Below are 11,233 nucleotides of genomic sequence, written 5' to 3' on the forward strand. Positions count from 1 at the left end.
GTAGGATTGTTAGAAGTAATCTTAATAGGTTGGATAATTAAACCTAAAGGATTAAGAGAACATGCAAATAGTGTTTCTCATATTAAAATAGGAAGCTGGTGGGATATTACAATAAAATTTGTTACACCAGCAATATTAATATATATGACAGTTCAAAACATTCTTACAGAAATAAATTCACCTTATGGTGGATATGATTTATCAAATATCTTTACCTATGGATGGTCAGTAATAGGAGCAGGAATAATAATTGCCTTAATTTTAGCGAAAAAGCCTTGGAAAGATAAAAAGATAGAAAATTATGAAGAGAATGATGAAATTGAAGTAAAAGAGTTAGTAGAAAAATAAAGAGGTGAATAAAATGACAGGAACATCAATAATATTCTTTTTAATAGGAGCAACAGTATTATGGGGTGGATTTGCCTTCTCATTAGCACTTTTATTGAAAAATGAAAGAAAGCAAGTTGAAACTATAGAAGAGTAAAATGAAAATGAGCAACCTAATTTGAATGGTTGCTCATTTTGTTATTTAGATATAACAGATTTTAAGAATAGAATTTCTTCTTTTCCAATTCTATTTGTTTCAAGAAGATAAGTTTCATTTATATTATTAAGAGTATAAGTTATTTTTAAAGCTTCCCTCTCTTTATAGGCATTAGGATTTTTAGCTATATCCATTCTTCCTATAATTTCAAGCAATCCAAAATATCCATTAGTTCCTATCTTTGCATCAGAAATAAGAGTTTCAAATCTAACAACTTCTACATTTGTAATATTTTCATATGGAATATCTAGGAAAGTTTCATCGCCATATGACTGTTTAAGAAATTGCTGTCTATTTACGACAACTTCATTTTCAGTTAAATAAATTAAATGCTCTTGGCGTGCTTGAAAAAGAGTTGTCCCTCCAAGGTACATACCAGATAAAGCATATTTAGCATGCATTATTTTATCAGATTCAGAGTTTAAGAAATCATTTTGTTTTTTAGTATAAGTCTCTTCTTCAAAGGGTTTATACTTCCAAAAATGGAGTTTCTTTAGAATTTTAGTAGAGCTAGAAGTTCTAATAATAAAAGTAATATTATTTGTTAAAGTGAAAATAAGAAAGGAAGAATTAAAGGATGCACCGTCTATTCCTTCATCATAGTAAGTATCATAAAGAAGAGATTGTAGATATCCTTCTGCGGAAAAAAGTCCTTGTCTAATAAGCTTTCTAAAAGACAATTCACCACATTCTTTTACATCTGTAATATCAGTAGTTTTAAAGTCAAAGCTAGTGTTATCAAAAGAAATTTTTAAGTTTTGTTTTTGTTTAGAAATAGTTCCAGATTTGAAAGTTTTTAAATTAAACCCACCAACAATAGTACAAGGTTCATTAAGATTATTGAACATATAATATCCTCCAATTTATATTAAGTCTATATATTTAATATATAAACATATAATCTAAATGGAACAAAATGGAATTTATAAACGATTAAAATATAATAAATTTTAACAAAAAATGAAAAAAGTCTTGAAAAAAATACTTATATATGGAATAATTTAAAAAAAACATCCTATTAGGAGGCGACTTATAATGGACAAGAAAAAATTATGTATTATACCTTTTAGTATTGTAATGTTTATTTGTTTAGGTACAGTATATTCATGGAGTGTATTTAGAGGCCCATTAGAAAGTTTATTTAATATAGGCTCGACAGCTAGTGGTGTTCCTTATACCTTATTTTTAGCCACATATGCAGTTTTTATGATGATTACTGGATATTTTATTGATAAGTATAACCCTAAGAAAATAATGGCTTTAGGAACAGTTTTAGTATGTTTAGGATGGTTTTTAGCAGGCTTTTCTAAGAATATAACAATGGTAAGTTTAACTTATGGAGTTATTGGTGGGAGTGGAGTTGGAATAATTTATGGTGTTCCAGTTGCAATAGTTTCAAGTGTATTTAAAAAGAAGAAGGGATTAGCAGTTGGTTTGATTTTATCAGGATTTGGATTATCTCCATTAATTAGTGCACCAATTGCAAAATATTTAATAGGAAGCTTTGGAATATTAACAACTTTTAAAATAATAGGAATAGCATTTTTAGTAATTATATTACCTTTAATAATACCTTTTGAATTTCCTAAAGAAGAGAAGGAAGATAAGGTTTTAGAAGGTCTTGGAACAAAAGAAATGATGAAAGATAGAAGATTCTATGGATTATGGATATGCTATGTAATAGGATCATTAATAGGTCTTATGAGTGTTGGAATTACTAGTGCAGTGGGAACTGAGATGATTGGATTAACTAGTGGTGAAGCAGCAGCTATAGTTTCAATATTAGCCATATTTAATGGAGTGGGAAGACCTATCTTTGGATATATAACAGACAAATTCAAAGTGTTTAAGGCAGCAAATATATCATATATAATGATAATTGTTGCAGGGATTATGATGTTTAATGGAAAGCAAGGAGACAAGCTATTATTCTTTATTGCATTTGCAATAATATGGATGACTCTTGGAAGCTGGCTTGCTATAGCACCAACAGCAACAGGAGCTCTTTTTGGAGAGAGAAATAAGAATAAAAATTATGGAGTTATCTTCACAGCTTATGGAGTTGGAGCAGTTCTAGGAGTTACAGTTTCAGGAATGCTTAGAGATGCTTTTGGAAGTTATAAATATGTGTTCTTATTTATGATAATAATGGCTGTAATAGGAATGATTAGTAGTTTATTAATTAGAACTAAAAAAGTAAGTAGTTAAATTAGAAAAGTGATGGGAACATCACTTTTTTTATTTGGAAATTTTAAGGTCTTACTCATTAATTAAAAAGATGGTATTATAAAAGGGACAATATTAACTAAAGAAGATGATGTTTATTAAAACGTTTTCTAGCATAAGATAAAATATAGGATTAACTAAGGAGAGAGCAGGATGAAGATAGGAATTTTAACTAGTGGTGGAGATGCACCAGGAATGAATGCTGTTATAAGAGCAGTAGTGAAGGTTTCTAGTAAGTACAATATAGAATGTTTTGGAATAAAGAGAGGATACACAGGACTTTTAAATGATGAGATAGAAAATTTATCTGTAAAAGATGTTGATTATATTTCAGAAACTGGAGGAACTATTTTAAAAACTTCAAGATGTCCTGAGTTTACAACAGAAGAAGGAAGACAAATAGGAATAGAAAATTTAAAGAAGCATGAAATTGATGCAGTTGTTGTTATTGGTGGAGATGGTTCGTTCCAAGGGGCAAACAAGCTTCATGAAATGGGAATAAAGGTAATTGGAATTCCAGGAACTATTGATAATGATTTAGAATATACAGATTATTGTATAGGATTTGATACAACTTTAAATACTGTATTAGATTGTATAAGAAAAATAAAAGATACAGATGCTTCTCATGAAAAAGCAACAATTGTTGAAGTTATGGGAAGATACTGTGGAGATTTAGCATTATATTCAGCAATAGCAGGTGGTGGAGATATAATTTCAACACCAGAGAAGAAGTTAAGTCTTGAAGAGATTGCAGTAAAGCTTAAAAAAAATATAGATCAAGGTAAAAAAGATAGCATAATTATAATAACTGAAAGAATGTATGATATTGAAAAGGTTCAATGTTATCTTGAAGAAAGACTTAATACTGGAGTTAGAAATACTGTTCTTGGATTTATTCAAAGAGGTGGAAATCCATCTGCCTTAGATAGAATTTTAGCTTCTAGAATGGGAATACGTGCAGTTGAACTTTTAAAAGAAGGTATTTCAGGAAAAGCTGTTGGTATTAGAGATAATGATGTAATTAATGTAGATATAAATGATGTAAATATAAAAAGAGATAATAAAAAAGAAGAGTATGATTTAATGGAATTATTATTATTATAGAATAGAAGCTTTAGCCAAGAAATAGATTTTTAAAATTTCTTTGGATAGAGCTTTTTTTAGTTTAAAGAAAAAAGAATTTGCATAAAGTATTAATATAAAATAAAAAACTGCTATAAAAGCAGTTTTTTAAACAGAAAGGTCAGGGTTCATAGGTTTTAATTTACCTATACCAATTATTAAGCATGCAATTACTAATGCGCCAATTGATATTGGGAATAGTAATGAACCATGTCCATTAGTTAATAAATATCCACCAACAAGATTTCCGATTATTTGAGGAATACACAAGAAAATATTATTAATTCCCATATATTCACCAAGTTTTTCTTTTGGTGCAACTACTGGAATTAAAGTATAGAATACAACATTCATAACTGCATATCCAATACCATAAACGATTGTGAAAGCCCATAATCCAGTTAATGAATGAACAATCCATCCTAAAATGAATGAGGCTCCAAAAATAATACAAGAAATTAAAGTGATTTTTTGTTTATTAAATTTGTCACACCACATTCCAACAAATATAGATAAAATAAGTCCTAAAACTGTAAATCCGCATAAAGCAAAACTAATTTCTGCACTACTAAAACCTTTTTGACTATAATATGGAATCCAGAAAGGCATTATTAAACCATATCCAATATAGAAGAAAAAGGCACACATAAATAATTTCATGGCACTTTTATTTTTTAATACATCTAAGCTAAGCTTAGCAGGCTTTGTAAATTTTGAAGTATCTTCTTTTACAAAGAAATTAACTAAAATAATTGGAGCTATAACAATAATTGCAACAATTATAAAAGGTAATGGTTTTGAAATATTAAATAATAAAACTCCAGTAAAGAAAACAATAACTCCACCTAAAGAGTAGAAAAGTTTTCCAAGACCATTAACTAAGCCTATTTGATTATCATCAACAGCTTCAGGCATCCATGAATAGTAGGCACCTTGATAAAAGTTTAATGATGCATAAACGATAAATGCTAAAATAAACATTGCTATATAGCTAGCTGAATAACCAAGTAAAACAAGTGAAATAGCTCCAATAAGTCCACCAATTAAAACCCAAGGTTTTCGTTTACCAAGTTTCATGTTTGTTCTATCACTTACTACACCAGCGATATATGGAAAAATAATTCCTGTAACAGGTGCCATTGCAATTAAGATGGATAACTTTTGTGCAGATGGGGTAACTCCTTTAACTAATAAAGGAACTAATGTACTATTCATATTCCAAGCTAGACCTAGCCCAATACTTGGAAGAGCAATAAGAAAAGGTATTAAAATATTTTTATTTTTTTTCATTATTATGCCTCCATTAAGCACGGAAAGTGCTTTACATAAACTTAATAGTTTGTCCTTATAAAGTATATACTATGCAAAAAATAAATCATATTAGAAATAAATAAAATTTAAATTTTATTCATTATTGTTGAAAAAAATTTAAATTAATATATTTATTTTTTAAAAAAAATTACATTTTTTATCGAAAAACTTTAGAAAAAGATGAAAAATATGATAAAATGGTAATAAGTAAATGAATAGTGAAGTGGGGGGATGTTTTTTTGAGGATAACAGAAGATCAATTTAAAAGGGCATATCAATCTGCAGGAGTGGGATTTATATGTGAGCATGTGAAATTTTTCTTAGAAAATAAAGTTAGGCTTGAGGATAGAGATGAAAAAAGAAAGATAATAGAAGATATTTTTAAACGTAGTAATGATAGATATATAACAGGAACAAGAACTAGAGTAAATGCACTATTGAAAATAGTACAAGCAGATAGAGTAAAAGATGGATTACATGATATTCTAAAGTCTAAAAGGGCAAAAGAGATGTATCCAGAGGCTGTTAAAGAAGTTGAAGAATTATTAAAAGAATTAAATTAAGGGGAGGGCTGCCTAGATTGGCAGTTCTTTTTATTATAGCTAATTAAAGTAGGGAGTAACATAAAGAAATAAGAATACATACTATGAAAAAGAAAGCAATTTAATGGAGAGTAGTATGGATAAAAACAAGAAAAAGGTAAATTTAAAACTTCCTAAAACAGTTAAGAAGGTAGGTAAAGGATTAACTAAAATGACTAAACCAATTGTATACTCAACTATGGGAATGGTTGGAGTTGCAGCAGGATTATCAGTAGGAGTAAGTGCTACTATTTGTGTAGCAGGAACTTTAGGTGTAGTTGGGATAGTTTCTGGAATGGATGTAATGATAGAACATAATGCACAAAAAAAGAGAAGAAAAAAATATGAGGAATAAAGACAAAGAATCTAGCCTAAAAAAATAGGCTGGATTTTTTATGTTAAAGTATTGTATAATATTAAAAAGGATAATTAATACTTTTTAATATGTTAGAAAATAGAAAGTTTTAAAAAAAGAGATAAAATTATAAAAATTTTTCTGAAAATTTGTTATAATTAAAGTGTATTTTAGATAAATTTTTACAAAAAAAGATTTTTTAATCAAAATACAAGTTAGGGAGTAGGAAAAATGAAGTTAAAAAGTATTATAGGCTACATGTTTAGGAAAAAATATGAAAGAGATTATGAAAATCCTAGCTTTAAGCCTTATTTTTATAGATTTATCGGTGTAGACAATGTAAATGAATATGATAATGAGCTAAAAACAATACAAAGTAAGTGTGATGAAATTAAAAATGAAGCAATCATATTTGATGGAACAATTCCTTTAACAGGGGAGATGGAGCTTATTCAGTATATTTATAGTGAACTTAATAATATGGATATATTTAATATGGTATCTCAAGATATTACTATATTTAATGATTCAAATGATAATTTTAAATTTTTAAGTGCATTAGACTATGTTATAAAAATAGCAGTGAATAAAGAAGGTTTCTTTAATAATAGTGTAAGAAATAATTTTATTACAAAACTTATTGTATGGGTTTTTACTTATATAAAGGATATGGAACTTAATGGTGATCAAATTCCTAAATGTATTTATTATGGAAAAATAGATAGACATGAAATTTATTTTCTAATGTTAGTAAATAAAATGGGCTTTGATACAATTTATATAAATCCATTAAAAGAAGAAGGTTTTGAAGGAATTGAAGAAGAAAGTATTTTAGTTGAAGAAAAAGCTATTTTAAGTATAGAAACTTTTGATGAGAGATGTAAAAGAGGAAAAGTTATAGAAAATCATGAAACTTTAACAAAGATGCTTCAAAGAGAGGTTCAAGATGAACTTTTTACAGGAACAGGAATGTATAAGCCATGGCAGTTTAGAGATGGATATACTAGAAGTATAAGTTTAGATACAATTTTAGAAGATATCTATGTATACTTTGATGAACCTGCAAAACTTAGAAGTGGGTTTAGTGTTAAAGGGGATACTGTAAATGTACCAACTATCTTTTTTAAGATTGATGGAGTATATGATGATATGCATGAGTATCAGAGGTTACTTAAAAAATGTGTAAGTTCAAATAATACCTTAGTTTTAAGTAATAATAAAGAAATAATAAACGATATAGGTGCACAAAATGACATATATTCAGTTATGTTTTGTCAATTAAGTGATGGAACATTTGATATAGAAGAGATTAAAAAATTGCCTTTTTATAAATTTGCTAAGTATAGCAATGAAGTTCAAAATTTTATGTTAAAAAAATTTAATGAGGCGATACTTAGTAATGATGTGTTTAATAATGATTTTACTAAGGAAGAGGTATTACAATTTTTAGTATTAATTTTAGGATTATCTGATGAAGTTATTAGAATGATTGATAATTTTGATTATACAGGTCAAATTCCAAAAATTGTTGTATTTATTGATAAAGAAGAGTCAATATCAGTGCAATTACAATTAGTACTTGGATATTTACACATAGTAGGAATGGATATTGTTATTTTTAATCCATCAGGATTGTTTAATATAAATTATATTTTAAAGAAAGATATTATTAATATAGAAAGACTTGAAACTATGAAATATGATATAGAATATTCAAAAGTAATAAATTTAAAACAAAAACAAGGTATGTTCTCAAGATTTTTAGGAATGTAAGATAAGGAGATAAGTTTATGAATGAAAAAGAAAATTTAAATAATCAAATTGATTCTAATAGTATGAATAAAGAAAATTATGGATATAATGAACAGGTACAGGGACAAAATAATATGAACTATGATCCGAATATGAACTATGACCCAAATATGAATTATGGAAATATGAATCAAGGATCAATGGAATATAATAATGGACAAATGAATCATAACATGCCACAAGGAAATGGAATGAATTATAATATGCAACAAAATAATGGAATGCAACAGAATAACATGAATTATAATATGCAACAAAATGGTATGAATGGGCAAATGCAAAACATGAATAATTACAATAATCAGTCTAATAATGGCGGAATGAATAACTATGGAAATTCTCAAAATAATATGGGAATGAATAACTATGGAAATCAATCAAATAACATGGGGATGAATAATTATAATAATCAAATGGATTATAATAATTATGGTATGCAACAAGATAACTTTGGAGCAAACAATGGAAGTCCTGTAAATGATGCAGAGTTTACACAAATGACTGAATATAAGAGAATATTAAGACAAGATAGAGAAGTACAAAACCTTACAAATGAGGTAAACATAGATAATCCAAACTCAATAATAATGTTTGGGCAAGGTGCAAGTGAAAACATTTCTAAAGTTTCAGACCAGCTTTTAAATTCAATGAAAGCTGTAAAGGCAGAAGAAGCTAGTGAAATGCTTAATAACTTAACTAAACTAATGGATAAATTTGATGTTAAAGAACTTGAAGGAAATCAAAAACAAGGAATCCTTTCTAAATTTATGAAAGGAATGGGAGATACTTTAGCGAAATTATTCCAAAAATATGATACTATGGGAATGGAAGTAGAAAAAATATATGTACTTCTAAAAAGATATGAAAGTGAAATAAGAGAAGCAAATGCAAATCTTAAAAAGCTATATGATGCTAACTTACATTTCTATAAGTTACTAGAAAAATATATAGTAGCAGGAGAAATGGCAATAGAGGAAGTTGGAGTATATATAGAACAAATTCAAGGAAATATGACAATAAATGATGAGCAAAAACAAATGATGACTCAAAAGCTTGAAGTTGCAAAAGATATGTTATCACAGAGAGTATATGACTTACAAATAGCAGAAAATGTAGCTATTCAAGCAGCTCCAATGATACAAACAATTCAAATGTCAAACTTTAATTTAATGAGAAAAATAAATTCATCATTTATCGTAACATTACCGATATTTAAACAATGTTTAGCTCAAGCAATTATCTTAAAGAGACAAGAAATTCAAGCTAAATCAATAAAACAGCTTGATGATAAAACAAATGAACTTATTATGAGAAATGCTACAGCAACAGCAAGACAATCAGTTGAAATAGCAAAAATGGCATCAGGAAGTTCAATTGCAATAAATACATTAGAAAAATCATATGAAACAATTATGAAGGGAATAGAGGATACAAGAGCTATTCAAGAACAAAATAGAGTTGAAAGAATAGAAAACTCTAAGAGACTAGAAACAATAAAATATAATATGAAAAAGAATATACCTAATTAAAGATATATAAAATAAACTTTAGGAGGAAATAAAAATGGGAATTAATTTAAATGGAATGATGGATGGTTTAAATGGAGGAGGAGCAAATAATACACCTTCATTAAACTTAAGAAAAAATGATATTTTAAACTTAACAAAGAAAGCTCCAGGGTTAGAAGAAGTTTTATTAGGAGCAGGATGGGACGTTGCACATAATGGGCAAGATTTTGATTTAGATATAGCAGCATTTTTATTAAATGGAAATGGAAAAGTTCAAAATGTTCCAGAGGACGTAATATTTTTTAACAATATGAGAGCACAAGGAATTGAACTTTTAGGAGATAATAGAACAGGTGCAGGAGATGGGGATGACGAAGTAATCCACATTAATTTAAAAGAATTACCTGCATATGTGGAAAAAATAGTGTTTATTGTGACTATTTTTGAAGGACAAAGTAAAAGACAAACATTTGGAATGGTAGATAATTCATATGTAAGACTTTTAGATGCAAGACATGAAAATAAAGAACTATGTATCTTTAACTTAAAAGAAAATGGTTCAACATCAACAGCTGTAATATTTGCAGAGCTTAGTAAAATGAATGGTGACTGGCATTTTAAAGCATTAGGAGAAGGAAAAATAGCAGATTTAAATGGAATTTTAAGTCTTTACATGTAGGAGGAAAAAATAATGGGGATACTAAATTTACAAAAAAATGATATATTAAATTTAACAAAGAAGGACCCAAGTTTAAGCAGAATAATGCTTGGAGCAGGATGGGATGTAGTTGAAAAGAAAGGTCTTTTTAGCTTTGGTGCAAAAGACTTTGATTTAGATTTAAGTGCACTTTTATTAGATTCAAATGATAAATTAATCCATAAGGGAGTAATTTACTTTGGAGAGCAAAGAGGGCAAGGAATTAGATTACATGGAGATAACTTAACAGGTGAGGGAGAAGGAGATGATGAAAAAATCTCAGTTGAATTAAATAACTTACCAGTAGATTGTAAGAAAGTTTTATTTTCTGTTATCATATATCAAGGGGAGTCAAGAAAGCAAAACTTCTCAAAAGTTAAAAATGCATATGTAAGACTTTTAAATGAAGATAAAGGTGGAGAAGAAATTTGTAGATACAATCTTTCAGAAGATGGAGGAGATAATACAGTAATTCTTTTTGCAGAACTTCAAAAAGATTCAGACGGATGGCATTTTAAAGCTAAAGGTGAATTACTAAAAGGAACATTAAAAACATTAGTTGCAATGTATCAAAAAAGATAGGAGTGAATAATAAATGGGGATAAATTTAGGTTCAGGATTTGAAAGCTTAGGAAACAACATGGGAAATAGTGCGCCACAAGGTGTAACTTTAAACCTACAAAAAAATGATATATTAGATTTAACAAAAAGAAACCCAGGTCTTACAAGTGTTCAGCTTGGAGCAGGATGGGATATATCTCAAAATGGTCAAGCATTTGACTTGGATATAGCAGCATTTTTATTAGATGCAAACAATAAATTTAATAATGTATCAAATGTTATATTCTTTAATAATAAATTTGGACAAGGAATTACATTAAATGGAGATAATAGAACAGGAGCTGGAGATGGAGATGATGAAACAATAGACATCAACTTATCACAAATAAGCCCTGAAATAATGAAAATAGTATTCGTAGTTACTATAAGCAATGCAATGGAAAAAAGACAAACATTTGGAATGGTAAACAATTCATATGTAAGACTTTTAGATACGGCAAATGGACATAAAGA

12 protein-coding genes and 1 pseudogene are annotated in these 11,233 nt (G+C 28.0%); 11 read left to right on the forward strand and 2 right to left on the reverse strand.

All coding sequences use genetic code 11. The features are described from left to right. Nucleotides 1-348: pseudogene (locus ACRDDY_RS00180) on the forward strand (sodium-dependent transporter); the annotation flags it as partial. A gap of 13 nt (nucleotides 349-361) precedes the next feature. After that, nucleotides 362-484, forward strand: a complete 123-nt coding sequence (locus tag ACRDDY_RS00185; RefSeq protein WP_438562950.1) for a MetS family NSS transporter small subunit — start codon at nucleotides 362-364, stop codon at nucleotides 482-484. Between the two features lie 41 nt (nucleotides 485-525). On the opposite strand, the gene ACRDDY_RS00190 is transcribed toward ACRDDY_RS00185, so the two are convergent. Next, a complete protein-coding gene (locus tag ACRDDY_RS00190) occupies nucleotides 526-1,392 on the reverse strand; it encodes a hypothetical protein (protein ID WP_438562951.1) in 867 nt (288 codons plus the stop codon). Nucleotides 1,393-1,579: 187 nt separating this feature from the next. Between ACRDDY_RS00190 and ACRDDY_RS00195 the strand changes: the two genes are divergently transcribed. Both ACRDDY_RS00195 and pfkA read left to right on the forward strand, forming a co-directional pair. Then, on the forward strand, nucleotides 1,580-2,752 hold the full coding sequence (locus tag ACRDDY_RS00195) for an L-lactate MFS transporter (protein ID WP_438562952.1): 1,173 nt from the start codon (nucleotides 1,580-1,582) through the stop codon (nucleotides 2,750-2,752). Nucleotides 2,753-2,923: 171 nt separating this feature from the next. Further along, nucleotides 2,924-3,877: a 6-phosphofructokinase gene (gene pfkA, locus ACRDDY_RS00200; protein WP_438562953.1), complete on the forward strand. Its 954-nt coding sequence runs from the start codon at nucleotides 2,924-2,926 to the stop codon at nucleotides 3,875-3,877. 126 nt (nucleotides 3,878-4,003) lie between these two features. Here the strand turns inward: pfkA and ACRDDY_RS00205 are convergent, their stop codons facing one another. Further along, a complete protein-coding gene (locus ACRDDY_RS00205; RefSeq protein WP_438562954.1) occupies nucleotides 4,004-5,185 on the reverse strand; it encodes an MFS transporter in 1,182 nt (393 codons plus the stop codon). A gap of 260 nt (nucleotides 5,186-5,445) precedes the next feature. On the opposite strand from ACRDDY_RS00205, the gene ACRDDY_RS00210 reads away from it, so the two are divergent. The 7 genes from ACRDDY_RS00210 to ACRDDY_RS00240 all read left to right on the forward strand — a co-directional run. Next, nucleotides 5,446-5,769 (forward strand): hypothetical protein, encoded by a 324-nt coding sequence (locus tag ACRDDY_RS00210; RefSeq protein ID WP_438562955.1) that lies wholly within the window; start codon nucleotides 5,446-5,448, stop codon nucleotides 5,767-5,769. A 115-nt stretch (nucleotides 5,770-5,884) separates the two neighbouring features. Continuing rightward, nucleotides 5,885-6,142: a hypothetical protein gene (locus ACRDDY_RS00215; protein ID WP_438562956.1), complete on the forward strand. Its 258-nt coding sequence runs from the start codon at nucleotides 5,885-5,887 to the stop codon at nucleotides 6,140-6,142. Nucleotides 6,143-6,373: 231 nt separating this feature from the next. After that, on the forward strand, nucleotides 6,374-7,915 hold the full coding sequence (locus ACRDDY_RS00220) for a YceG family protein (RefSeq protein ID WP_438562957.1): 1,542 nt from the start codon (nucleotides 6,374-6,376) through the stop codon (nucleotides 7,913-7,915). 17 nt (nucleotides 7,916-7,932) lie between these two features. Then, the gene (locus ACRDDY_RS00225) at nucleotides 7,933-9,483 is read left to right on the forward strand and encodes a toxic anion resistance protein (RefSeq protein ID WP_438562958.1); all 1,551 of its coding nucleotides are present in this window, start codon (nucleotides 7,933-7,935) and stop codon (nucleotides 9,481-9,483) included. A gap of 34 nt (nucleotides 9,484-9,517) precedes the next feature. After that, entirely contained in the window at nucleotides 9,518-10,141 is a 624-nt protein-coding gene (locus ACRDDY_RS00230; protein WP_438562959.1) for a TerD family protein, read from the forward strand. A gap of 12 nt (nucleotides 10,142-10,153) precedes the next feature. Further along, on the forward strand, nucleotides 10,154-10,741 hold the full coding sequence (locus tag ACRDDY_RS00235) for a TerD family protein (protein WP_438562960.1): 588 nt from the start codon (nucleotides 10,154-10,156) through the stop codon (nucleotides 10,739-10,741). 13 nt (nucleotides 10,742-10,754) lie between these two features. Continuing rightward, on the forward strand, nucleotides 10,755-11,233 hold a 479-nt coding region (locus ACRDDY_RS00240; RefSeq protein ID WP_438562961.1), incomplete at its 3' end, for a TerD family protein.

It is taken from the genome of Clostridium sp. (assembly GCF_051656525.1).
Lineage (GTDB): Bacteria > Bacillota > Clostridia > Clostridiales > Clostridiaceae > Clostridium.